21 protein-coding genes and 3 tRNA genes are annotated in these 24,232 nt (G+C 65.2%); 12 read left to right on the top strand and 12 right to left on the bottom strand.

All coding sequences use genetic code 11. From position 1 onward, the window contains the following. The 8 genes from G3580_RS20040 to queD form a co-directional block, all read right to left on the bottom strand. On the bottom strand, positions 1–801 hold the full coding sequence (locus tag G3580_RS20040; protein ID WP_228720637.1) for a DUF1538 domain-containing protein: 801 nt from the start codon (positions 799–801) through the stop codon (positions 1–3). Further along, positions 798–1,535, bottom strand: a complete 738-nt coding sequence (locus tag G3580_RS20035) for a DUF1538 domain-containing protein (RefSeq protein WP_228720636.1) — start codon at positions 1,533–1,535, stop codon at positions 798–800. Before G3580_RS20035 ends, G3580_RS20040 begins: the two co-directional genes overlap by 4 nt. 112 nt (positions 1,536–1,647) lie before the next feature. Beyond that, a complete protein-coding gene (locus G3580_RS10820; RefSeq protein WP_217424465.1) occupies positions 1,648–2,550 on the bottom strand; it encodes a transglutaminase family protein in 903 nt (300 codons plus the stop codon). A gap of 2 nt (positions 2,551–2,552) precedes the next feature. Then, the gene (locus tag G3580_RS10815; protein ID WP_173765410.1) at positions 2,553–5,051 is read right to left on the bottom strand and encodes a circularly permuted type 2 ATP-grasp protein; all 2,499 of its coding nucleotides are present in this window, start codon (positions 5,049–5,051) and stop codon (positions 2,553–2,555) included. 117 nt (positions 5,052–5,168) lie between these two features. Continuing rightward, on the bottom strand, positions 5,169–8,510 hold the full coding sequence (locus tag G3580_RS10810) for a transglutaminase family protein (RefSeq protein WP_173765408.1): 3,342 nt from the start codon (positions 8,508–8,510) through the stop codon (positions 5,169–5,171). A gap of 95 nt (positions 8,511–8,605) precedes the next feature. Beyond that, complete coding sequence (locus G3580_RS10805; protein ID WP_173765406.1) at positions 8,606–9,550, bottom strand: alpha-E domain-containing protein; 945 nt, start codon at positions 9,548–9,550, stop codon at positions 8,606–8,608. A gap of 34 nt (positions 9,551–9,584) precedes the next feature. Further along, positions 9,585–11,000 carry a circularly permuted type 2 ATP-grasp protein gene (locus G3580_RS10800; protein ID WP_173765404.1) on the bottom strand — a complete coding sequence of 472 codons (1,416 nt, stop codon included), beginning with the start codon at positions 10,998–11,000 and terminating at the stop codon, positions 9,585–9,587. Between the two features lie 269 nt (positions 11,001–11,269). Beyond that, positions 11,270–11,719: a 6-carboxytetrahydropterin synthase QueD gene (queD, locus tag G3580_RS10795; protein ID WP_173765403.1), complete on the bottom strand. Its 450-nt coding sequence runs from the start codon at positions 11,717–11,719 to the stop codon at positions 11,270–11,272. Positions 11,720–11,797: 78 nt separating this feature from the next. On the opposite strand from queD, the gene G3580_RS10790 reads away from it, so the two are divergent. Further along, complete coding sequence (locus G3580_RS10790) at positions 11,798–12,637, top strand: radical SAM protein (protein WP_173765401.1); 840 nt, start codon at positions 11,798–11,800, stop codon at positions 12,635–12,637. Positions 12,638–12,655: 18 nt separating this feature from the next. Here the strand turns inward: G3580_RS10790 and G3580_RS10785 are convergent, their stop codons facing one another. Then, on the bottom strand, positions 12,656–12,958 hold the full coding sequence (locus tag G3580_RS10785) for a helix-turn-helix domain-containing protein (protein ID WP_173765399.1): 303 nt from the start codon (positions 12,956–12,958) through the stop codon (positions 12,656–12,658). A 273-nt stretch (positions 12,959–13,231) separates the two neighbouring features. On the opposite strand from G3580_RS10785, the gene G3580_RS10780 reads away from it, so the two are divergent. The 5 genes from G3580_RS10780 to G3580_RS10760 all read left to right on the top strand — a co-directional run bounded on the left by G3580_RS10780 (position 13,232) and on the right by G3580_RS10760 (position 16,511). After that, positions 13,232–14,461: an aspartate kinase gene (locus tag G3580_RS10780; protein ID WP_173765397.1), complete on the top strand. Its 1,230-nt coding sequence runs from the start codon at positions 13,232–13,234 to the stop codon at positions 14,459–14,461. A 51-nt stretch (positions 14,462–14,512) separates the two neighbouring features. Next, a tRNA-Ser gene (locus tag G3580_RS10775) sits at positions 14,513–14,605 on the top strand. Between the two features lie 62 nt (positions 14,606–14,667). Then, a tRNA-Arg gene (locus G3580_RS10770) sits at positions 14,668–14,744 on the top strand. Between the two features lie 76 nt (positions 14,745–14,820). Further along, a tRNA-Arg gene (locus G3580_RS10765) sits at positions 14,821–14,897 on the top strand. A 183-nt stretch (positions 14,898–15,080) separates the two neighbouring features. Next, entirely contained in the window at positions 15,081–16,511 is a 1,431-nt protein-coding gene (locus G3580_RS10760) for a mannose-1-phosphate guanylyltransferase/mannose-6-phosphate isomerase (RefSeq protein ID WP_173765395.1), read from the top strand. Here G3580_RS10760 and G3580_RS10755 read toward each other — a convergent pair. Continuing rightward, a complete protein-coding gene (locus tag G3580_RS10755; RefSeq protein WP_173765393.1) occupies positions 16,496–17,068 on the bottom strand; it encodes a DUF2946 family protein in 573 nt (190 codons plus the stop codon). The genes G3580_RS10760 and G3580_RS10755 overlap by 16 nt on opposite strands. A gap of 18 nt (positions 17,069–17,086) precedes the next feature. Next, positions 17,087–17,884: an outer membrane protein assembly factor BamD gene (locus tag G3580_RS10750; protein WP_173765391.1), complete on the bottom strand. Its 798-nt coding sequence runs from the start codon at positions 17,882–17,884 to the stop codon at positions 17,087–17,089. Between the two features lie 11 nt (positions 17,885–17,895). Here G3580_RS10750 and rluD point away from each other — a divergent pair, with 11 nt between their 5' ends. Both rluD and pgeF read left to right on the top strand, forming a co-directional pair. Further along, the gene (gene rluD / locus G3580_RS10745; protein WP_173765389.1) at positions 17,896–18,870 is read left to right on the top strand and encodes a 23S rRNA pseudouridine(1911/1915/1917) synthase RluD; all 975 of its coding nucleotides are present in this window, start codon (positions 17,896–17,898) and stop codon (positions 18,868–18,870) included. Beyond that, positions 18,860–19,591, top strand: a complete 732-nt coding sequence (gene pgeF / locus G3580_RS10740; RefSeq protein ID WP_173765387.1) for a peptidoglycan editing factor PgeF — start codon at positions 18,860–18,862, stop codon at positions 19,589–19,591. The genes rluD and pgeF overlap by 11 nt, the downstream gene beginning before the upstream one ends. Before the next feature lie 17 nt (positions 19,592–19,608). Here pgeF and G3580_RS10735 read toward each other — a convergent pair whose 3' ends face one another. Beyond that, positions 19,609–19,827 (bottom strand): hypothetical protein, encoded by a 219-nt coding sequence (locus tag G3580_RS10735; protein ID WP_173765385.1) that lies wholly within the window; start codon positions 19,825–19,827, stop codon positions 19,609–19,611. A gap of 110 nt (positions 19,828–19,937) precedes the next feature. On the opposite strand from G3580_RS10735, the gene G3580_RS10730 reads away from it, so the two are divergent. The 4 genes from G3580_RS10730 (at position 19,938) to phaR (ending at position 24,203) form a co-directional block, all read left to right on the top strand. After that, positions 19,938–21,614, top strand: a complete 1,677-nt coding sequence (locus G3580_RS10730; protein ID WP_407670895.1) for a PHA/PHB synthase family protein — start codon at positions 19,938–19,940, stop codon at positions 21,612–21,614. Positions 21,615–21,702: 88 nt separating this feature from the next. Beyond that, positions 21,703–22,443: an acetoacetyl-CoA reductase gene (gene phbB / locus G3580_RS10725; RefSeq protein ID WP_173765380.1), complete on the top strand. Its 741-nt coding sequence runs from the start codon at positions 21,703–21,705 to the stop codon at positions 22,441–22,443. A gap of 294 nt (positions 22,444–22,737) precedes the next feature. Next, positions 22,738–23,478 carry a beta-ketoacyl-ACP reductase gene (gene phbB, locus G3580_RS10720; RefSeq protein ID WP_173765378.1) on the top strand — a complete coding sequence of 247 codons (741 nt, stop codon included), beginning with the start codon at positions 22,738–22,740 and terminating at the stop codon, positions 23,476–23,478. 122 nt (positions 23,479–23,600) lie between these two features. Continuing rightward, complete coding sequence (gene phaR / locus G3580_RS10715; RefSeq protein WP_173765376.1) at positions 23,601–24,203, top strand: polyhydroxyalkanoate synthesis repressor PhaR; 603 nt, start codon at positions 23,601–23,603, stop codon at positions 24,201–24,203. Positions 24,204–24,232 lie beyond the last annotated feature (29 nt).

Raw genomic sequence — 24,232 nt, 5'->3', positions numbered from 1 at the left:
TCAGTTTCTCCTTGCTTCGGCGTCGTGCGCCGCGTGCCGGCGGCGACGCCATTCGGACAACTGGGCGTAGCCCATGACCGACATGATGGGGAACAGGCTGGCGAAGGCGATCAGGCCGAAGCCGTCGATCAGCACGCTGCGCCCGGGGACGGTGCCGGCCAGGCCGAGGCCGAGCGCGGTCACCAGCGGCACGGTGACGGTGGAGGTGGTGACGCCGCCCGAGTCGTAGGCGAGGGCGACGATGGTTTTCGGGGCGCGCAGGGTCTGGGCGATCACGACCACGTAGCCGGCGATGATGTACCAGTGCAGCGGCGTGCCGGTGACGATCCGGTAAGCCCCCAGGGCGATGCCGATCGCCACGCCGATGGCCACCGCCACGCGCAGGCCCCACACGCTGATGGTGCCGCCCGAGACCGCCTCGGCCTTGAGGGCGACGGCGATCAGCGAGGGTTCGGCGATGGTGGTCGAGAAGCCGATGGCGAAGGCGAACAGATACACCCACAGGTAGTCGCGCCAGCCGATGGTGGCGGGGATGTGGTCGAGGCCGGCGAAGATGAAGGCCGGATCGGTCAGCTGGCGGGCCATGAGCTTGCCGAGCGGGAACAGCGCCTGGTCCAGCCCCTGGAGGAACAGGGTGAGGCCGATCAGCACATAGGCGAAGCCGGTCAGCACGCTCTTGAGCTGGGGTACGGGCCGGCGGATGACCAGCAGCTGGAAGCCGAACAGGATGCCGGCGATGGGCAGCACGTCCACCGCCGTGACCGCCAGTTCGTGACCGAAACCGATCCACCAGCCCATCATGAGAGCAGCATCCCGTAGCCCATGACGAAGATCATGGGCGTGAGCGAGGCGAAGGCGATGAGGCCGAAGCCGTCGATCATGGGGTTGCGCCCCTGGATGGAGGAGGCCAGGCCGATGCCCAGCGCGGCGACCAGCGGCACCGTGATCGTCGAGGTGGTGACCCCGCCCGAATCGTAGGCGATGCCGATGATCTGCTCCGGTGCGAACAGGGTCATGACGACGACGCCGACGTAGCCGCCGATGATCAGGTACTGGATCGGCCAGCCCCGGATGATGCGGATGACGCCGACCACGATGGCGAAGCCGACCGAGATCGCGACGGTATAGCGCAGGCCGGTGGCGTAGTCCTTCATGGCGGCCTTGTCGCGCGCGATGACGCCGCTGTCGGCGGCGATCTGCGCGGCTTCGTCGGCCACCGCCATCAGCGCCGGCTCGGCCACGGTGGTGCCGAAACCGAGGGCGAAGGCGAAGGCCATGAGCCACAGCACGGAGCCCTTGCGGGCGAAGGCGTAGGCCATCTTCTCGCCGATGGGGAACAGGCCCATCTCCAGGCCGCGCACGAAAAAGGTCAGGCCGAGGACCACGAGGATCGCGCCGAAGAAGATCTCGCCCAGGTTGGGGATCGGCTGCTGCAGCACCACGAGCTGGAAGAAGGCGATGACGACGACGATCGGGGCCAGGTCGCGGACGCTGTCGACCAGGGCCTTGATGAACAGGTGCAGTTGCTTGTTCACGCCACGCGTTCCGTTCGCTGGTTTGGATGGCCGCCCGCCGCCGGGCGCGGCGCGCATGAACCGATTATACGGCCGGCGCGGGTCTCCGGCAGCCGCGCCCGGGCGGCGCGGGTCAGCGCTCGTCCAGGGGCGTGACCGTGACCGCCACCTCCGGCTCGTGCCCGCCACCGCCGAGGATGATGCCGCGCAGGGGCGAGACGTCGTTGAAGTCGCGCCCCCAGCCGATGGTGATGTGCTGGGTGTCCGGCTGGAGATTGTTGGTGGGGTCGAACTCCACCCAGCCCAGCGCCGTGTCGGGCGCATACACCGACACCCAGGCGTGCGAGGCGTCCGCGCCGATCATGCGCGGCTGCCCCGGGGGCGGATGGGTGAGCAGATAGCCGCTCATGTAGCGGGCCGGCAGTCCGAGCGCGCGCAGGCAGGCGATCATCAGATGGGCGAAGTCCTGGCACACCCCGCGTTTGTTGGCGAGCACCTCGAGCACCGGGGTGGCGATGGAGGTGGCTTCGGCGTCGAAGGTGAATTCGTCGAAAATCTTCGCCATCAGGGCGGCGGCGCCCTCCAGCAGCGCTCGGCCCGGGGGGAAGCAGTCGAGCGCATAGGCGCGCAGCTCGTTCTTCACGCGCACGTTGGGCGACTCGAACAGGAAGCGTTTGGCCGCCAGGTCGTCGGCGCGGGGCGCCACGCCGCCCTGATAGATCAGGCGTCGGGCCAGTTCGTCCCACGGCAGCGATTCGGCCAGATCGATGGCGCCGCGCGGACGCACCTCGACTTCCATTTCCGCGCGCACGTTGAGTGCCGGATGGGGCTGGTAGAAGCCCAGCCATTCGACCGAGTTGCCGAACGCGTCCTGACCGGCGCGGCGCCACGACGGTTCCGGATCGATGCTCAGCTCGTAGCGCAGGCAGGTCTGCCAGTCGGACGGACGCGGCACCAGATGCAGCACCTGATGCGACAGCGACACCGCGCCACCGTAGTCGTAGTTGGTTTCGTGGAGGATGTGGTATCGCGCCATGATCAGCTCGCCAGGGTCAGGTGGCTGACGCTATCGACATGGGTGAAGAAGCGCATGGCGATCTTGTCGGACAGCGCATGGGCTTCGGCCAGCAGGGCGCTCAGGCTCTCGGCCAGCTGGGTGGCGGCCTGGCGCGGGCGCTGTTCGAAGCGGTGCAGGTCGAAGGCGCGCACCGCCTGTCCGGCGCGGCGGATGGGCTCGACCGGCAGCTCGCCGAGCTCGGCGTCGAGGGCGCTCAGTTCGGCGATCAGCTCGACGATCTGGAAGGCCACGCCGTGCGGGTTGCTCTCGTCCATCACGCTCAGGTCGATGACCGAGAGGATCTCGGGCGAGCGTGCGTAGCGGGAACGGTAGGTGATGATGCTGTCGGTGACCTGGAGCAGCCATTCGAGGTTGTCGCTGTCGCGTTCGAAGTGCAGGGTGAGGAAGCCGCCGATCGCATCGCACAGAAAGGCGAGGCGTTCGATGCGGCGGCCGAGCACATGGAAGCGCCAGCCGGTGTCCCGGGTCATGTTGTCGAGCGAGAAACCGGTCAGCGAGGAGGACACCTGCAGCACCATGTCGAGCAGCATCCCCATGTCGCCCAGCTCGGTGCCGCCGGTGCGCATGCCCTGCAGATCGCGCTGGAGGCGGTTGAGCGAATGCCAGTGATCGAGGGACAGGCGTTCGCGCACTTGCGAGGCGGCCCACAGCAGGCGGCGACAGGCGTCGGAGATGCTGTTCTCGGCGCCCGGATCCTGGACGGCCGCGCACAGGCGCGATTCGAGGCTGACGGCCGGCGCTTCGGGGTCGACCGGGCCGAGGATACGGGTGCGCTCCGCCACGGTGAGCAGCGCTTCGAGCGGCGGGGTGAGTTCGCCGGCGTTGTCGATATGCTGGGCGATGGCCACCCGCAGCAGGCGTGCGGTGACGTCGAGCCGTTCGCTGTAGCGCGCCAGCCAGAACAGGTTCTCGACCACCCGTGAGGACAGGTTGCTGCCGCTGCGCACCAGGTCGCTCACGCTCACCGATTTCTTGAGCAGGCTGAACGGATCGACGGCGCCTTCGGCCCGCACCCAGATGTCCTTGGCGGTGCCGCCGCGCTGCATCGACAGCACCAGCGCGTTGGAGCTGCCGGCGACGCGGGCCAGGCCGCCGGGCATGACCTTGTAGCCGTCCGGCGTGGCCACCGCGTACATGCGCAGGCCCACGTTGCGCGCCAGCAGGCGGCGCTCGTGGGCACGGCTCCACACCGGCGTCTGCGACAGGCGCACCCATTCCTGGGCCACGTAGGCGTGGGGGCGGGCGCGGATGCGGCTGATCATCTCGGCGCGCTCGGCGCCGCGCAGGGTGTGGCCGAAGACGGGCTCGAGCCGCTGGGTGGGGTAGGCCGGCTTGATGACCAGGCCGTCGAGATGCTCGAGGGCATAGTCCATGGCGGGTTCCTCGCCGCACCACCAGGTGGCCACCGAGGGCAGGCTCAGGGTCTCGCCGAGCAGCTCGCGCGCCAGCGCGGGCAGGAAGCCCATCACCGCCGAGGAGCCGGGCAGGCCGCTGCCCAGGGCGTTGCTGATGAACACCCGGCCGGCGCGCACCACGTTCATGAGCCCCGGCACGCCGAGCGCCGACTCGCCACGCAGTTCGAGCGGATCGCAGAAATCGTCGTTGACCCGGCGCATGATCGCGTGCACCCGCTGCAGGCCGGAGAGCGTCTTGAGATAGACGGTGTCGCCGCGCACCGTCAGGTCCTGCCCTTCCACCAGCGGAAAACCCAGGTAGCGCGACAGGTAGGCGTGTTCGAAGTAGGTGGCGTTATAGGGGCCCGGGGTGAGCACGACGACGCGCGGACGCTCGCCGTTCTCGACCGGGGCGAGGCGTTCGAGGCTCGATTGCAGCGCCGCGTAGAAGCCGGCGAGCCGTTCGATGCGCATGTCGCGGAACAGGCGCGGGAACACGCGCGAGACGATCAGCCGGTTCTCGAGCGCGTAGCCCGAGCCGGTCGGTGTCTGGGTGCGGTCGGCGATGACCCACCACTGCCCGTCCGGCGAGCGCGCCAGGTCGACCGCATATTGATGCAGGAACACGCCGCCGGGCGGCTGGGTGCCCACACAGGGCCACAGAAAACCGTGCTGGCCGAACACCAGTGCCGGCGGCAGCAGGCCCTGCGACAGCAGGCGCTGCTCGCCGTACAGATCGGCGAGCATGGCGTTGAGCACGCGGGCGCGCTGGGCGATGCCGGCCTCGAGGGTGTGCCATTCCTCGGCGGAGAGGATGAAGGGCAGCGGATCGAGCGCCCAGGGGCGGTCCTGGCCGTCCGGGTCGCCGTACACGTTGTAGGCGACCCCGTCCTCGAGGATGCTGCGCTCGGCAAAATCGATGCGCTGGCGCATGGCCTCGGGCGAAGAGCCGTCCAGATGCTCGAACAGCTCGCGCCAGTGCGGCCGGATGAGGCCGTCGCCGACCATCATTTCGTCGAAACGATTGGGCGGGTGCGAGTAGATCGAGAGCAGCGTGCGGACCATGTCTTTCTTTTTGCAAATCCCCCTGCGCCCCGGGTGGGGTGCAGGGGGACGATCTTACCCGGTCTTGACGGGCCGTCGGGGGCCGTATTGCAGAATTTCTGACGGAGCGATGCCCGCTCAGGGACGGCGCAGGTCGAGCGTGAAGGGGTGCTCGGCGTTGACCGTCACCCGCGCCGGCGCGACCTTGCCCGGGGTGTGTCCGAAGCCGAAGAAGCGCGAACGCCGCCGGCTTTCGGCCTCGTAGGCATTGACCGGGAAACGCTCGAAACTGAGCCCGCCCGGATGCGAGACATGGTATTGCGCACCGCCCAGCGAGCGGCCCGACCAGGTGTCCACGAGGTCGAACACCAGCGGGGCATGCACACCGATCAGCGGCTGCAGGCACGAGGGCGGCTGCCAGGCCCGGTAGCGCACCCCGGCGACGAATTCGCCGACCACGCCGGTGGGCTGGAGCGGCACCGGCACACCGTTGCAGGTGAGCTGATAGCGATCCGGCGCCATGCCGGTGATCTTGACCTCGAGCCGTTCGAGCGAGGAATCCACATAGCGCACCGTGCCGCCAACGGCGCCTTCCTCGCCCATCACGTGCCAGGGTTCGAGGGCATTGCGCAGTTCGACGTTGATCCCGCGCACGACGAACTCGCCATGCTGCGGGAAGCGGAACGCGAAGTGGGGCGCGAACCACGCGAACTCGAAGGGGTAGCCGAAGGCGTTGAGCTCGTCGATCACGTCGCGGAAATCCTGCGCCACATGGTGCGGCAGCATGAAGCGGTCGTGCAGCTCGGTGCCCCAGCGGGCCAGCCGTTCGGGCCGGTAGGGAGTGTCCCAGAAGCGGGCCACGAGGGCGCGCAGCAGCAACTGCTGGGCGAGGCTCATGCGCGCATGCGGCGGCATCTCGAAGGCGCGCAGTTCGACCAGTCCGTGGCGGCCGGCGGGGCCGTCCGGCGAATACAGCTTGTCGATGCAGAACTCCGCCCGGTGGGTGTTGCCGGTGACGTCGATGAGGATGTTGCGCAGCAGGCGGTCGATCTGCCAGGGCGGCGCGTAGCTGCCCGGTTCGGGCATCTGGCGCAGGGCGATCTCGAGCTCGTAGAGGCTGTCGTTGCGTGCCTCGTCCACCCGCGGGGCCTGGCTGGAGGGGCCGATGAACAGGCCCGAAAACAGGTAGGACAGGCTCGGGTGGTTGTGCCAGTAGGCGACGAGGCTGGCAAGCAGGTCGGGCCGGCGCAGGAAGGGCGAGTCGGCCGGCGTGCGTCCGCCGAGCACGAAGTGGTTGCCGCCGCCGGTGCCCGAGTGGCGTCCGTCGAGCATGAACTTTTCGGTGCTCAGGCGGCACTGGTGGGCGGCTTCGTACAGATGGGTGGTGCGATCGACCAGATCGTCCCAGCGCGCGGCCGGGTGAATGTTCACCTCGATCACGCCTGGGTCGGGGGTGACGCTGAAGTGGTTGATGCGCGGATCGCTCGGCGGCGGGTAGCCTTCGAGGATGACCGGGATGCCGAGGTCTTCGGCGGCGGCTTCGACCGCGGCGACCAGTTCCAGATAGTCGTCCAGGGTGCCGGCGGGGGGCATGAAGATGTACATCACGCCCTCACGGGCCTGGGCGCAGATGGCGAAGCGGGTGATCCAGTGGGCGGACTGGCCCGGTGCCGGGCGCCCCGCCACGTCGCCCTCGTGCAGCCGGCTGGCGCTCAGTGGTGCGGACGTGCTCAGGGTGTCGCTGCCGGCGTGCGCGCGAATCTGGGCACGGATCTGCGTGTGACTGGCCAGTGGTTCGAGCGGGGCCATGGGGTCGGTGGGGATGACCCAGGGGTACTCGGCCTCGCTGACCCAGGGGACGGAATCGAGCGGCAGGCGGTAGCCCATGGGCGAGTCGCCCGGGATGAGATAGCAGCGCTCCGCACGCAGGAACCAGGGCCCGGTCTCCCAGGCGCCGGCGGCGTTCTTCATGATCGGGAAGATGTGGCCGGTGGCGGTCTTGAGGCCCTGGTCGAAGACCTTCATCAGGCGGGCACGTTCGAGCGGGTCGTCCACGCGCGAGTCGAAGGGATCGACGTTGTCGGGCAGGCGGCGCTCCCGCCACATGTAGTAGAAGACGTCCTCGTAACCGGCGAAGACGAAGTCCGGATCGAGACCGAGGTGGCGGGCGAAGTGGCGCAGAAAGCGGTCCGCGTCGGCTTCGGTGACCCCGTAGTCCTTGCGCTCGTCGGCGATGAGGGCCGGATTGTTCCAGATCGCCTCGCCATCGTGGCGCCAGAAGCAGCCCAGCGCCCAGCGCGGCAGCTGTTCGCCCGGGTACCACTTGCCCTGGCCGAAGTGGGCCAGGCCGCCGGGCGCGTACTTGTCCTTGAGGCGGTGATAGAGCTCGGCGGCGCGCACCCGCTTGGTCGGGCCGAGGGCGTCGGTGTTCCATTCGGCGCCGTCGGGGTCGTCCGCGGCCACGAAGGTCGGCTCGCCCCCCATGGTGAGGCGCACGTCCATGGCGTTGAGATCCGCGTCCACTTGCTGGCCGAGCGCTTCGATGTCGCGCCACTGGGCGTCGGTGTAGGGCTTGGTGACCCGGGGCGCTTCATAGATGCGGGTCACCGACATCTCGTGGCCGAACTCGACCTCGCTCTTGCTCACCGCGCCGGTGATGGGCGCCGCCGATGCCGGTTCGGGGGTGCAGGCGAGCGGGATGTGGCCTTCACCGGCAAACAGCCCGGAGGTGGGGTCGAGGCCGACCCAGCCTGCGCCGGGCAGGTAGACCTCGCACCAGGCGTGCAGGTCGGTGAAGTCGTGGTCGGCGCCCACGGGGCCGTCGAGCGCCTTGACGTCGGGGGTGAGCTGGATCAGGTAGCCGGACACGAAACGCGCCGCCAGGCCGATGTGGCGACACAGCTGGACCATCAGCCACGCGGTGTCGCGGCAGGAGCCACTGCCTTTTTGCAGTGTCTCTTCCGGGGTCTGGATGCCGGGTTCGAGGCGGATGGTGTAGTCAATGTCCTGTTCCAGCCGCTGGTTCAGGGCGACGAGGAAGTCCACGCTGCGTGTCGGCGTCAGATCGATGCGCTCGAGATATTTGGCGAACAGCGGCGCGCTGCCGTCGAGCAGCGGCAAGGTATACAGATAGGGCGTCAGTTCATGGCGCTGCCAGGCCTCGTAGTCGAACGGGATCTTCTCCGCGTGCGGGTCGAGGAAGAAGTCGAAGGGGTTGATCACCGATAGCTCGGCGACCAGGTCCACCTCGATGCGGAAGGTGTCCGTCTTCTCCGGAAACACCATGCGCGCCAGCCAGTTCGATTGCGGATCCTGTTGCCAGTTGATGAAGTGATCCCCGGGCGTCACCTTGAGGCTGAACGCGCGGATCGGCGTGCGTGAGTGGGGGCAGGGCCTGAGCCGGATGACCTGGGGGCCGAGTTCGACCAGGCGGTCATAGCGGTACTCGGTGACATGGTTGAGTGCGACATGGATCGACACGCTGGACTCCGTCGAAAAATGACTGCGTTGATGCCGGGGTGGTCCGGAAACATCCGCGCCGGTCGCCGGGGCCGGTCGCGGACGGTAAGTCTGGATCAGGTAGTTTGCATGGCTTCGAGAAAGTCGTGCTGGATCCCGTTGCCCAGCCCTTCGATCCGACGCATGAAATCGGTCAGGAACACATGCAGGCCGCGGGCGAAGATATCCTCGATGCGCCCGTAGCGCAGCTCGCTGTAGAGCTGACCGGCGCGGCGCTGGGTTTCGCCCGAATGGCTGTTGGCGACCAGACCGAGGCTCTTGACCAGCGCCCGCATGCAGAACATGAGCGAGCGGGGCATGCCCGGGTGGAGGATGAGCAGCTCGGCGACCCGGGCCGGGCTGATGCCGGCGCGGTAGGTCTTGCGATACACCTCGAAGGCAGAGACCGAGCGCAGCAGGGCGCCCCACTGGTAGAAATCCGTGGTGCCCTGGTCCGGGCCCGGCGTGAGGACGTGGTACTTCACGTCGAGAATCCGCGCCGTGTTGTCCGCACGCTCGAGCACGGTGCCCAGGCGGATGAAGTGGAAGGCTTCGTCCTGCAGCATGGTGCCGAGGGTGGCGCCGCGTACCAGCGAGGAGCGCAGCTTGACCCACTCGAAGAATTCGCCCGGTCCGGAGCTGATCGACGCGTCGAAGCGATGCGACTCCAGATCCAGCCAGGTGGCGTTGAGCGTCTCCCACATGTCGGAGGTGATGGTGCCGCGCACGGCATGGGCGTTCTCGCGGCACATGCGCAGACAGGCGTGGATCGAGGAAGGATTCTCCGCGTCGCTGATCATGAAGTGCAGCACGTTGGCCGCGGTGGCCTGCTTGTACTTCGCGAAGAAGGCGTCCTCCAGGCTGTTGAGCAGAATCACCGCGTGCCAGTTCTGGTTCGCGGATTCGGCCGACTGGGGCACCATGGACATTTGCCAGGTGACATCCAGCAGCCGCGCCGTGCTCTCGGCGCGTTCGATGTAGCGCGACATCCAGTACAGGTGGTCGGCGGTACGACTGAGCATGATGTGTCCTTTCCCGTGATTCGTCGTTGCGCGCTCAGGCTTCGAGCACCCAGGTGTCCTTGGTGCCGCCGCCCTGGGAGGAATTCACCACCAGGGACCCCTCGCGCAGCGCGACCCGGGTCAGGCCGCCCGGCACCATGCGGATCTGCTCGCCCGACAGGACGAAGGGGCGCAGGTCGATGTGGCGCGGCGCGATGCCCGATTCGACGAAGGTGGGGCAGTTGGACAGGGACAGGGTGGGCTGGGCGATGTAGCGCTCCGGATGGGCCTCGAGGCGTTTGCGGAACTCGGCGATCTCCTCGCGCGTGGCAGCGGGGCCGACCAGCATTCCGTAGCCGCCGGCGCCATGGACCTCCTTGACCACCAGGTCGGCCAGGTTGGCCAGGGTGTAGGCCAGATCCTCGGCCTTGCGGCACATGTAGGTGGGCACGTTGTTGAGCAGCGGCTCCTCGCCCAGGTAGAAACGGATCATTTCCGGCACGTAGGGATAGATGGACTTGTCGTCGGCCACACCGGTGCCGATGGCGTTGGCCAGGGTCACGCGCCCGGCCTTGTAGGCCGACAGCAGGCCCGGCACGCCGAGCATGGAGTCCTTGCGGAAAGCCAGCGGATCGAGGAAATCGTCATCCACCCGGCGGTAGATCACGTCCACCCGCGCCGGCCCCTGGGTGGTGCGCATCCACACCGTGTCGTCGCGCACGAACAGGTCGCGCCCCTCGACCAGTTCGACGCCCATCTGCTGGGCCAGGTAGGTATGTTCGAAGTAGGCACTGTTGAAGGCGCCGGGGGTGAGCACGACCACGTTCGGGCGTTCCACGCCCTTGGGGGCGACGGCGCCCAGGCTGTCGAAGAGCAGATCCGGGTAGTGCAGCACCGGGGCGATCTTGTGGCGCGCGAACAGCTCGGGGAACAGACGCATCATCATCTTGCGGTCCTCGATCATGTAGGACACGCCGGAGGGGACGCGCAGGTTGTCTTCGAGCACGTAGAACTCGCCTTCGCCGGCGCGCACCACATCGACCCCGGCGATATGGGCGTAGATGTCGTCCGGCACGTCCACCCCACGCATCTCCTCACGGAACTGACCGTTGTTGAGGACCTGTTCCGGCGGAATGCGGCCGGCCGCGAGGATCTCCTGGTCGTGATAGATGTCCTTCAGAAAGGCGTTGAGCGCACGCACCCGCTGTTTGAGGCCGGCGGCCAGGGCGGTCCATTCGGCGGCCGGGATGATGCGCGGCACGATGTCGAATGGAATGAGCCGTTCGGTACCGGCGTCCTCGCCATAGACCGCAAAGGTGATGCCGACCCGATGGAACGCCAGGTCGGCCTCGGCCCGGCGTCGCGCGATGCGCTCCGGGGGGGTGCTGTCGAGCCATTCGGCGAAGCCGCCGTAATGGGGTCGGACGCTGCCGTCGGCCGCATGCATTTCGTTGTAGAAGGAAGCTCCCATGCGTATCACCTCGTGTGTTGCTCTCGTTATGGCATGGCGGCACGGCGCTCGCTTCTCGACGGCGTGGCTGCGTCGCAGCGGCCTAGAGAAGCCCGCGTGGCCATGATGGTCATCGACCTGAGTGCGCTAACGCATGCTTCGTGCCAGCCGGAAACCTCGAGCTGGCGAGCCATTCATGGGGGATAAGGAGGGGGCATGGACCTGCGATGCACCGTTTCGGTGCGGATAAAAATCGGGTCGCGCTTCGTTGCGGTGCGGCAATCGCCGCGTCAGAGCATGTCGCGCGTGGCGTCGGCCCAGCAGTTGGGGGTTTCGAACAGGCGGACCTGGGTCAGTTGGAGATGATTGCCGAAGGTGTCCCGGTAGTGCGGGTCGAGAATGCGAAAGGCGGCCAGCGCGAGGTTTTCGGCCGTGGGCACCACGTCAAGGAGGACGGTCTTGTGATCGGGCAGGGTGGCCAGGAAGTCCACCACCGGCGTGTCGCCGCGATAGGCGAGGAAGGCGTGGTCCCACAGGTCCACCAGATGGCGCTTGGCGATTTGCTTGATGTCGCCGAAATCCATCACCATGCCGTTGGCCGGATTGCCGGCTGCCTGGATGATCTCGCCGGCCAGGGTGATCTCGATGACGTAACGATGGCCGTGCAAGTGTTTGCACTGGCTGGCATGGTCCGGAATGCGGTGTCCGGCATCGAATTCCAGGCGGCGGGTAATGCGCATTCGAATCCCCAATCAAAGGGGGCGGATTATATCATTCGCCCATGAAGGAACCGCCGCGCGGTAACACACAGGACAAGGATGAACACACTCAGCACCAACGACCATCGTCGCGACTTTGCCGGCATGACCTATGTCTACCCGGTGCTCTCCCGGCGCGCCGGTGGCGTCTCGGTCGGTATCAATCTGAACCCGAACAACGCCTGCAACTGGCACTGCGTTTACTGCCAGGTGCCTGACCTGGTCCGTGGGACTGCGCCGGACATTGATCTGGGGCTGCTGGAGCGTGAGCTCACGGCATTTCTGTCAGCGCTGACGCCGGGCGACTATCTGGCCCGTCACGTGCCGGAGGGCTTGCGTGTCATTCAGGACATCGCCTTCTCGGGCAATGGCGAGCCGACCAGCGCCAAGGGCTTCGATCGGATCGTCGAGCGGGTGGCCGCCTGTCGCGATGCGGCCGGTCTCGCCACGGTCCCCATTCGGCTGATCACGAATGGCAGCCTGGTCGGGCGCGAGGAAGTTCGCCGAGGGATCGCGCGGCTGGCGGCGGCGGGCGGTGAGGTGTGGTTCAAGGTCGATGCCGGGCGTGCGGAGGACATCGAGCGCATCAACGGGGTGCGCATCGAACCGGCGACGGTGGCGCACCGTTTGCAGACCTGTGCGCAACTTGCACCGACCTGGGTTCAGACCTGTCTGTTCGCATGGGACGGTCAGGCGCCCACGGAAGAGCAGATCGATGCCTATCTGGCGTGTCTGGATGCCGCCGGTGTCGACCGCCTCGAAGGGGTGCTGCTCTATGGCGTCGCCCGTGAATCGATGCAGCCGGAAGCGCCCCGAGTGGCGGCGCTCAGTGCGGACACACTGGACGCGTGTGCGGCGCGCATACGAGAAAGCGGGCTGACCGTAACGGTCAGCCCGTGATCCGCCGCAGGGACAGGCTTACTTCTTGACCTGCTTGCGAGCGGCGCGCGCTTCTTTCTTGAGGGTCTTGAACATTTCCGGGTCGCTCTTCTTCAGATACTCGGAAACTTCCAGGTCCTCGCGCTTGACCTTGCTGATGTCCACCTGTTCGATGTGCACCAGGCGCAGCAGCGCCTGCACCGGTCGGGGAATGTTGCGACCGCTCTCGTAACGGGAGCCGCCACTCTGGGTGACGCCGATCTGCGACCAGAACTGGGACTGATTCAGACCCAGCTTCCGACGGATTTCCCGGACGTCGATTTTCTTTTCAGTGCTCTTCATGCTGATTCCTCTCCGCATTCATACTACGCAAGAATATGACCGAGTCCTGACCGGTAAGTTCTCTTGTATAACTTTGGTCATATTGTGGCCGGAGTATATTCATTTCGTAATAAAGAACACAAGCATTTTTTCACGGTCGTTCGCTTACCTGCAATGGTTATGTAGACAGGGTTTTCCCGGAGGCTCTCCGGGAAGTGTCAATGTCCGCCCGGGTTTCGGTACAATATTGCGTTTTTCATGCCGTTCGTCGGCTCGCGATCATCAGGAAATGCTATGGCACTCATAGTCCAAAAATATGGCGGCACGTCCGTAGGGACGCCGGAGCGCATCAAGAATGTGGCGCAACGCGTGGCCCGCTTTCAGGCCGAAGGGCATCAGGTGGTGGTGGTGGTCTCCGCGATGAGCGGGGAAACCAACCGGCTCATCGCGCTGACCAAGGAAATCACCTCGGCGCCGACACCGCGGGAGCTGGATGTGGTCGTGTCGACCGGGGAGCAGGTGACCATCGGCCTGTTGTGCATGGCGCTTCACGGCGCCGACGTCCAGGCCAAGAGCTATACCGGCGGCCAGGTGCGCATCCTGACAGACAGCGCGCACACCAAGGCGCGCATCCTGAGCATCGACGAGGCCAACATGCGGCGCGATCTCGATGCGGGGAACGTGGTGGTGGTCGCCGGCTTCCAGGGGGTGGATGAGGATGGCAACATCACCACGCTCGGCCGGGGGGGCTCCGATACCACCGCCGTGGCGCTGGCAGCGGCCCTGCAGGCCGACGAATGCCAGATCTATACCGATGTCGATGGTGTCTACACGACCGACCCGCGCATCGTCCCCGAGGCGCGCAAGCTCGACAAGATCACCTTCGAGGAAATGCTCGAGATGGCCAGCCTCGGCTCCAAGGTGCTGCAGATCCGGTCGGTGGAGTTCGCCGGCAAGTACAAGGTCAAGCTCCGGGTGCTGTCCAGCTTCGAGGATGGCGGCGAGGGCACTCTGATTACCGTTGAGGAAGAAGACAACATGGAACAGCCGATCATCTCCGGCATCGCCTTCAATCGTGACGAAGCCAAGCTCACCGTGCTGGGCGTGCCCGACAAGCCGGGCATCGCCTACCAGATTCTGGGGCCGATCGCCGACGCCAACATCGATGTGGACATGATCATCCAGAACGTCGGCCACGACGGCATGACCGATTTTTCCTGCACCGTCAGCCGCGGCGACTACGACAAGGCGGTGGCTGTGCTGGAGAAATCCCGCGAGCACATCGGCGCGCGCAGCATCGAGGGCGACCGGTCCATGGCCAAGGTCTCCATCGTCGGCGTAGGCATGCGCTCCCACCCGGGGGTCGCCTCCAAGATGTTCCGTACGCTGGCTGAGGAGGGCATCAACATCCAGATGATCTCCACCTCGGAAATCAAGATCTCCGTGGTCATCGACGAGAAGTATCTGGAACTCGCCGTGCGCGTGCTGCACCGGGCGTTTGGCCTCGACGAAGCAGCGGCCTGATTCGGTTTGACCCGGGCTTGCGAAACCGATATGATCGCGGCCCTGTGGTACGGAGACGTGGCCGAGAGGTCGAAGGCACTCCCCTGCTAAGGGAGCATACCGGCAAAACCGGTATCGAGGGTTCGAATCCCTCCGTCTCCGCCACAAACCGGCGGTTTCAGGCTTTACCGAAGTATTGAAATAAAGCTATAATCGTCGTTTCGGTTGCGCTCGTAGCTCAGTTGGATAGAGTACCTGGCTACGAACCAGGGGGTCGTGGGTTCGAATCCTGCCGAGCGCGCCAAAAACACCGAAAAGTCGCGGTACATCGCGGCTTTTTTTGATCCGGGCGGAATTGGGTCCGGATCAGCAAGCCAAATGCGCTCGTAGCTCAGTTGGATAGAGTACCTGGCTACGAACCAGGGGGTCGTGGGTTCGAATCCTGCCGAGCGCGCCAAGCAAGAAAGGGCTGCAGAAATGCAGCCCTTTTTTCATCTCGCGGATGGGGTGTGGCAACGCCCGGCAATCGGTGCGGGGCGCCGCGTCGATGCACTGCGTCACGATTCGGCAAGCCTTAATCCGCTATCATTTCCGCCCAGTGCGCGGAGTTCTCGCGCGAACTCGATTCCGGGAGTGTTGCATGTCCATTCAGCCTGTCATCCTGTCCGGTGGTTCCGGGACGCGCTTGTGGCCGTTGTCGCGGGAGCAGTATCCCAAGCAGCTTCTGGCGCTGGACGGGGACGAGACGATGTTGCAGAGCACCGTCAGGCGACTGGACGGCTACGCGGGCGAGGTCGAAGCACCGATCATCGTGTGCAACGAGGAATATCGCTTCATTACCGCCGAGCAGCTGCGCACCTGCGCCCATCCGAGCCATTGCATCGTGCTCGAGCCGTTCGGGCGCAACACGGCGCCGGCGCTGACGCTGGCGGCCTTGCTTGCGCGCGGGTCCGATCCGGTGTTGTTGGTCATGCCTGCGGATCACGTGATCCGCGATCGGGGTGCGTTTCAGTCCGCGGTCGGCATTGGGGCCCGGATGGCCGAGGCTGGCTCCATGGTTACTTTCGGGATCGTGCCGGCGCGCCCCGAGACCGGCTACGGCTATATTCGCTGCGGTGACGAGTCGTCCCCCGGCGTGCGGGCGATCGCCGAATTCGTCGAAAAACCGGATGCCGTCACGGCTCAGCAATACCTCGATAGCGGCAATTACCTGTGGAACAGCGGCATCTTCATGATGCGGGCGAGCGTGTGGCTGAAGGCGATCGGCGAACTCAATCCGGCGATGCTCGAAGCGTGCAGCACGGCGATTCAGCGGCCCGCGCGCGATGCGGATTTCGTGCGCATCGACGTTGAGGCCTTCGAGCGCTGCCCCGCCGATTCCATCGACTACGCAGTCATGGAGCATCTGGCCGGGCGACCCGAGTTGGGCATCGCCGGTGTCGTCGTGTCGATGGAGGCGGGCTGGTCCGATCTGGGGGCCTGGGATGCGCTCTGGGACGTGGCGCAGAAAGATGCGGACGGCAACGTGGCTCGCGGCGACGTGATGTTCGAGGGGGCCCGGGACAATCTCGTGTTCGCCAGCGACCGACTGGTGACCTGCCTCGGTGTCACGGGCATGGTCGTGGTCGAGACGCCCGACGCGGTCATGGTGGCGGACAAGCGCTGCACGCAGGATGTGAAGAAGCTGGTGGCAAGACTCAAGGACGGTGCGCGCAGCGAGGCCTCCGCGCACCGCAAGATCCACCGGCCGTGGGGCTATTACGACTCCATCGATGCGGGGCCGCGCTTCCAGGTCAAGCGCATCGTGGTGAATCCGGGGGCTGCCCTGAGCCTGCAGATGCACCACCATCGCGCGGAACACTGGATCGTCGTGAGCGGCACGGCCAAGGTCACGCGGGGTGAGGAAACCCTGTTGCTGACCGAGAACCAGTCGACCTATATTCCGCTGGGTACCGTGCACCGACTCGAGAATCCGGGCAAGTTGCCGCTGGAGATGATCGAGGTCCAGTCGGGCGGCTATCTGGGCGAGGACGACATCGTCCGCTTCGACGACACCTACGGACGGGGCTGAGCGTCCGCTGCCGGTTTCGGCGTAAAGCCGAATCGCGTGGCGACCTCATGTCGTTCCATGCGCTCGACCGGCAGCCATCCGGCTGCGATATCGAGGCCGATGTCAATGATCGAGGCCGACTTGTGGAGCAGGTCGACCGGGTCGATCGGCGTGCCGTCGCGACGGGTCAGCCTGTCGCACAGCGCCATCAGGTCTCGATCATCGATCAGGGCAACCGTCCCGGGTCGGGCCAACAGGAGATGGCCTTCGTCGTCGATCAGGCAGGTGCTGGCTGAGAACGCTTGGCCCGTCTGGGTGACGAATCCATCCATGGGCGTGCTGCGGACGATCCATGGGGTGTAGTGGAGATCGACGAAGACGCGCTGGGGGCCGTTCTGGAAAAACCAGCGCCCCCGGTCATCGACGTCATAATTGCGACCGATGAATTCGATCAGTCCGGGATGGTCGATGGGCGAATCCTGGATGCGCCAGCGTCCACGCTCATCCAGCGAAAGCCAGCCGAACAGGTCAGGCACGTTCGGCCATTTCGCCATGGCCGAACGCACGATCGTGTCCATGAAGTCAGCGGCGGGCGCTTACCAGAACTGCCACCAGGGTGTTGCCACCTCGACATCGCCGCTCAGGTAGGCGCTCTTCGGGAAGGTCTTTTGCAGCACGCGGTGCGCGTCGTCGCGCAGCTGTGTCATGCCCAGGGCGTCATACGCTTCCGTGAGCAGGAACAGGGCTTCCTCGGTGGCCGGTGCCCCCGGGTAATTCGTCAGCGTATCCTGGGCGCGATTGGCCGAGGCGAGAAAGGCGCCGCGCTTGTAGTAATAGCGCGCCACGTGCACCTGGTAGGCGGCGAGCGAATTGAACAGGTAGTGCAGGCGCTGCGTGGCGTCTTCGCTGTAGCGGCTTTCCGGGAAGCGCGTTACCAGTTCGCGGAAGGTGTCGAAGGCCAGCTGGGACGATTTCGGATCGCGTTCGCTCAGATCCTGAGCGGCCAGATTGCCGAGCAGGCCCTGATCCTCGTTGAAGTAGATCAGGCCCTTGAGGTAGTACGCGTAATCCACGTTGGGGTGATTCGGGTGCAGCTTGATGAACCGGTCGCAGGCGGCAATGGCGGAAGCCTGTTCGCTCGACTTGAAATACGCGTAGGCGACGTCGAGCTGGGCCTGCTGTGCGTAGCGGCCGTACGGGTAGCGGGCCTCGAGCTTTTCGAACAGCGAGATGGCGCGTTCGTAGCCGCCAGCGGTGAGCTCGTCCTTGGCTTCGGAGTAGATGCGTTGCGCGCTCCAACCTGCGGTTTCGTCGTATTCCGAGGGCGTGCTGCTGCAGCCCACCAGCAGGACGGTGGCGATTGCCGCTAAACTACGAAGAATGTATTTGGCCATCGTGAGGTTCCGTGATCGATCGCGCGGATTATAGCGCAGAGCCTGTCGAATCCGAGTTCGACGAGGTGCGGACCGTCCCCGACGACCTGGCTGGCAAGCGGCTCGACCAGGCCCTCGCGGCGATGTATCCGGACCTGTCGCGAAATCGCCTGCAGCAATGGATCCGTGATGGGCGCGTGCTCGTCGACGGCGAAGCGGGCGCGCCCAAGCGCAAGGTGCGGGGCGGGGAGCTGTTGCAAGTCGACACCGAACCGGCGGTCGAGGCGACCGCATTCGAGCCCGAACCGATCGCGCTGACCATCGTTTACGAGGACGAGGCGATCCTGGTCATCGACAAACCCGCGGGGCTCGTCGTCCATCCCGGGAGCGGCAACTGGCATGGGACCTTGCTGAACGGATTGCTCCACTACCAGGCGACCCTGGCGGCGGTGCCCCGGGCCGGTATCGTGCACCGGCTCGACAAGGAGACCAGCGGGCTCATGGTGGTGGCCAAGACGCTGGCGGCGCAGACCCACCTGGTACGCCAGCTTCAGGCCCGCAGCGTGAGCCGCGAGTATGTCGCGCTTGTGCACGGGCGTGTCGCTGGTGGCGGTGCGGTCGATGCCCCGATCGGCCGCCATCCGACCGTGCGCACCCGCATGGCGGTCGTGCCCGGCGGGCGCGAGGCGGTGACCCATTACCAGCCCGAGCGGCGCTTCGCCGAGTGCACCCTGGTGGCCTGCCGGCTGGAAACCGGGCGGACCCACCAGATTCGTGTACACATGGCCCACATCGGCCATCCACTCGTGGGCGATCCGGTCTATGGCCGGCGGCGTTGCGCCAATGCCGTGCTGCAGGCCTTCGAGCGCCAGGCGTTGCATGCGCGCCGGCTCGGCCTGATTCATCCGGTCTCCGGGGAGGCGCTGGAATGGAACGCGCCGATACCGCGCGACTTTCACGCCTTGCTGGTGGCGGTTGAGGCGGGAGAGGTGGCCAATGGCGCTTGAGCTGATCGAGCCAGACTGGCCCGCGCCGAGCTCGGTGCGCGCAGTCATGACCACCCGCCACGGCGGGGTGTCGGTTGGCCCGTACGCCACCATGAATCTGGGTGATCACGTGGGCGACGACGCGGCGTCGGTCGCCGCGAATCGGCGACGCCTGGTCGACGAACTCGGCGCTGTGCCGTGCTGGCTGTCCCAGGTGCATGGCACCGATGTGGTCGATCTGGCTGAGGCGGCGGACGGTGTGGTGGCGGATGCCGCGGTCAGTCGTATTCCCGGTCGGGCATGCACGGTGATGACCGCCGATTGCCTGCCCGTGCTGTTCTGTGATCGGGCCGGGACGGTGGTGGCTGCGGCGCATGCCGGCTGGCGGGGCCTGTGTGCCGGTGTGCTCGAGGCGACTGTTCGTGCGATGGGCGTTGATCCGGGATCTGTGCTGGCGTGGCTGGGCGCTGCGATCGGGCCGGCGGCCTTCGAGGTGGGAGAGGAAGTGCGCACCGCGTTCATGGCGCAGGGCGAAGCGGCCGCGCGCGCATTTCGTTCGGCACCCGATGGCGGCAAGTGGTTCGCGGATCTGTATGCGCTGGCCCGATGGCGACTGGCACGCGGCGGTGTGACTGCCGTCTACGGCGGCGGCCTGTGCACCCATTCGGACGCCGACCGTTTCTTTTCCTACCGTCGCACGCCCGTGACCGGTCGGATGGCATCGCTCGTGTGGCTGCGATGACCCGGATGTCCTGATGGCTATTGATTCTTCCCGGAATTGTCGCCATCCTGTTCGCTGCTTTCGCGCTCGAGTGCCCGCTGGCGCCGACGGCGTGCCGGGGTCCCGGCAAGCCACAGGAACAGGCCCAGTGGCATGAGGCCATAGAAGAAGAACGTCAACACGCTGCCAACGGCAGTTTCGTCGGTGACGGCGGCGAGCAGAGCCACATACAGCCAGGCGATGGCGATGATATACATGGGGCCATTCTACCGCTGTCGCGGGCGAGCGCAGGTGGTGTACTAATAGAGGAGCAGGGATGACCGATGCGAAGGATTCTGCGTTTCCCGGAGCGCAGGAAATGCTGAACATGGGTGAGCAATTCACCCGCCAGTTCTTTGAGTTCATGGGCAAGCAGGCGGCCAGCCTGCCGAAGGGTGTCCCGCAGGCATTCGTCCCCGACGCCGATGCGATGTCGGCGCTTCAGCAGGAATTTGCACAGCGCCACGCCCAGTTGTGGTCGCACATGCTCAAAGGCGACAGCCGCGGTACCGAACCCGTCGTGCCCGCACCGGCGGGCGACCGCCGCTTCTCTTCGGACGCCTGGGCCGACAGCCCCGTCTACGATTATCTGCGCCAGGCTTACCTGCTCAACGCCGAGTACCTGTCCCGCGCCGCCAGCGACGTGCCGATGGAAGACGGGCGCATGAAGGCGCGCCTGCAGTTTCTCACCCGCCAGTTTGTCGATGCGATGTCGCCGAGCAACTTTGCCGCGACCAATCCGGAGTTCATTCAGGCGGCGCTGGAGACCAAGGGACAAAGTATCACCGACGGGATCCAGAACCTGCTCAAGGATCTTGAGAAGGGGCGCATCTCGATGACCGACGACGAGGCCTTCGAGGTGGGCAGGAACCTGGCCACGACGCCGGGTGCGGTCATCTATGAGAACGAGCTGATGCAGCTGGTCCAGTACGCGCCGCTCACCGACAAGGTGCACCAGACGCCGCTGCTGATCGTGCCGCCGTGCATCAACAAGTTCTACATCATGGATCTGCAGGCGCACAATTCACTGGTGCGCTTCATCGTCGAGCAGGGTTTCACGGTGTTCCTCGTGTCGTGGAAGAATCCCAAGGAGACCGAAGCCGGGGCGAGCTGGGACGAGTACCTCGACAAGGGGCCACTGACCGCGCTCGACATCGTGCGCCGGGTGACCCGCGTCAAGCAGCCGCACGTGCTTGGCTTTTGTGTCGGCGGCACCCTTCTGACGTCGGCACTGGCCGTGGCACGTGCCCGGGGCGAAACGCCGGTGGCGAGCCTCTCGTTGATGACCACGCTGCTCGATTTCTCCGATGCCGGCGAGATCGGCTGTCTGGTGGATGAGGCGATGGTGGCTGCGCGGGAGGCAACCATCGGCAAGGGCGGCCTGCTCCCCGGGCAGGAGCTGGCGAACGTGTTCTCGGCCCTGCGCGCCAACGATCTGGTCTGGCAGTACGTGGTGGGCAACTATCTCAAGGGCGGCAAACCGGCCGCGTTCGACCTCCTGTACTGGAACTCGGACAGCACCAATCTGCCCGGACCGTTCCTGGCCTGGTACCTGCGTAACATGTACCTCGAAAACAATCTCCGGGTTCCCGGACGGCTGCGCATGCTTGGCCAGAAGGTCGATCTGGGCAAGGTGGATATGCCGGCCTACCTGATGGCGGCCCGGGAGGACCACATCGTGCCCTGGCACAGTGCGTACCTCGCGCGCAATCTGCTCGGTGGTGAGACGCGCTTCGTCCTGGGGGCCAGCGGGCATATCGCCGGGGCCATCAATCCGGCCAGCAAGAATCGGCGCAGCTACTGGGTGAGCGACGCCGAGTGCGCGGCAGCCGAGGACTGGCTGGAAACGGCCGAGGAGCGTCCCGGCAGCTGGTGGCTCGACTGGATGGAATGGCTCAAGCCCCGTGCTGGCAAGATGGTCGCGGCACGCGGCCGCCTCGGCAGCAAGGATTTCGAGGCGATCGAGCCGGCGCCGGGCCGGTATGTCAAGGAGCGCGCCAGTTGATCCGGTTTCGCAGTACCGTCCCGGCGGCGTGAGGGGGCTGTCGGGGCCACATAAACCCTCGTGGATGAGGAGAGAGGAGGAAACAACAATGGCACGTATTGCACTTGTGACTGGTGGTATGGGGGGGCTCGGCGAAGCGATCTGCATCAAGCTCGCCGCCCTGGGCTACAAGGTCATCACCACCCATTCGCCGGGAAACACCAAGGCGGACGAATGGTTGCAGACCATGAACAACATGGGCTACGGATTCCGGGGTGTTCCCTGCGATGTGTCCGATTTCGATTCGGCGGCCGCGTGCGTGAAGGACGTGGAGAACACGTCCGGTCCGGTCGATGTGCTGGTCAACAATGCGGGCATCACCCGCGACATGACCTTCAAGAAGATGACCAAGGCCGACTGGGATGCCGTCATCCGCACCAATCTGGACAGTGTGTTCAACATGACCAAGCAGGTCATCGACGGCATGGTCGAACGCAAGTGGGGGCGGGTGATCAACGTCTCGTCGGTCAACGGCCAGAAGGGCGCCTTCGGGCAGACCAACTATTCGGCGGCCAAGGCGGGTATGCACGGTTTCACCAAGGCCCTCGCGCTGGAGGTGGCTCGTAGCGGCGTGACCGTCAATACCATCTCGCCGGGTTATATCGGCACGAAGATGGTGATGGCCATTCCACAGGAGATTCTCGACAGCAAGATCCTGCCGCAGATTCCGGTCAACCGTCTTGGCAAGCCCGAGGAAATCGCGGGTCTGGTCGCGTATCTGTCGTCCGAAGAAGCGGCTTTCGTGACCGGGGCGAACATCTCGATCAACGGCGGGCAGCACATGTTCTGATCCCCCGGACCAGGGGATGGCGCACAGGGTGCGCCATTTTTTTCGATAAATTTGCTGCGCCGCAACAAAACCGGCGTTTTTCGGCCTATAATCCGAGCCTGAGTCTGCGCGCACCGCGCAATTCTCGTGGTGAGACGTTCATTCACGAGCGTCGGCCGGCGATTCGGGAGAGTGTGACCCAAAAAGGCGTTCGGCGATCACCGACGGCCGGAAGCCTCCCCTGCGGATAGCCCGGATTCGGGCGCGACGGGGAGAGGATCGGCTCCTACTGCATATTTTGGAGAGGTATCGACAATGACGAATAAAGTGGCATTGGTGACGGGTGCGATGGGTGGTCTGGGTACGGCGATCTGCCAATCGTTCGCCAAGGAAGGCTATACGGTCGTGGCCAACTGTCTGCCGGGCTTCCCGCAGAAGGACGAATGGCTCGCCAAGCAGGAAGAGCTGGGCTTCAAATTCATCGCTGCCGAAGGTGATGTGTCCGACTACGACTCGTGCAAGGTCATGGTCGAGAAGGTCGAGGCCGAAGTCGGTCCGATCGACATCCTCGTGAACAACGCCGGCATCACCCGTGACAAGTTCTTCCCCAAGATGGAGCAGGCACAGTGGAACGCGGTCATCGCGACCAACCTGAACAGCCTGTTCAACGTGACGCACCAGATTTCGCCGAAGATGGCCGAGCGTGGCTGGGGCCGCATCATCAACATCTCGTCGGTCAATGGTGTCAAGGGCCAGGCCGGCCAGACCAACTACTCGACCGCCAAGGCGGGTGTGCTCGGCTTCACCAAGGCCCTGGCCCAGGAACTGGCCACCAAGGGCGTGACGGTCAATGCCATCGCCCCGGGTTACATCGCCACCGAGATGGTCATGGCCATCCGTGACGACATCCGTCAGGCCATCACCGACACCGTGCCGATGAAGCGCCTGGGCAAGCCCGAGGAAATCGGCGGACTGTGCACCTATCTGGCCTCCGATCTGGCCGGCTACATCACCGGTGCGACCATCAATATCAATGGCGGTCTGCACATGTCCTGATCACCTCGCGCTGCGAAATTGATCACGTCAAACCCCGCGATCGAGCGGGGTTTTTCTTTGCGCACTGCGGTACAATGCCAATAGAAGCGGAAGTTCCATCCGCCTTGTGGGAGACCAAGGTAATGCCCGATCAAGTCAGACTCATCAAGAAGTACCCGAACCGTCGGCTCTATGACACCCGCACCAGTTCGTATATCACGCTGGCCGACGTTAAAGACCTCGTGCTCGCCAACGACGAGTTCCAGGTCGTCGATGCCAAGTCTGGCGATGATCTGACGCGCAGCATCCTGCTGCAGATCATTCTTGAGGAGGAGGCCGGTGGCGCGCCGATGTTCACCAGTGATCTGCTCGCCCACATGATCCGCTTCTATGGCAACGCCATGCAGGGTATGATGGGCAAGTACCTCGAGAACAACATCAAGGCGTTTACCGACATGCAGCAGAAGCTGCAAGATCAGGCACGCTCCATCTATGGTGACAACTCACCGATCAGCCAGGATCTGTGGGCTCAGTTTCTCAATTTCCAGGGGCCGGCCATGCAGAGCATGATGGGGGCTTACATGGAGCAGAGCAAGAAGATGCTGACCCAGATGCAGGAGCAGATGGAGAGCCAGACCCGCAACCTGTTCAGCGGCTTCCAGTTTCCCAATTATGGCGGTGCTGAGTCGTCGCCCAGAAGTGGTGCTGCCGAGAGCGAAACCAAATCAGGATCAGGCAAGAAGTGAGATGTGAAGCAGGGTGTTCGGAGTGCCGC

This window comes from Nitrogeniibacter mangrovi, from assembly GCF_010983895.1.
In the GTDB taxonomy this organism is placed as follows: Bacteria; Pseudomonadota; Gammaproteobacteria; order Burkholderiales; family Rhodocyclaceae; genus Nitrogeniibacter; species Nitrogeniibacter mangrovi.
This window is presented reverse-complemented; position numbering and strand designations above follow the sequence as displayed.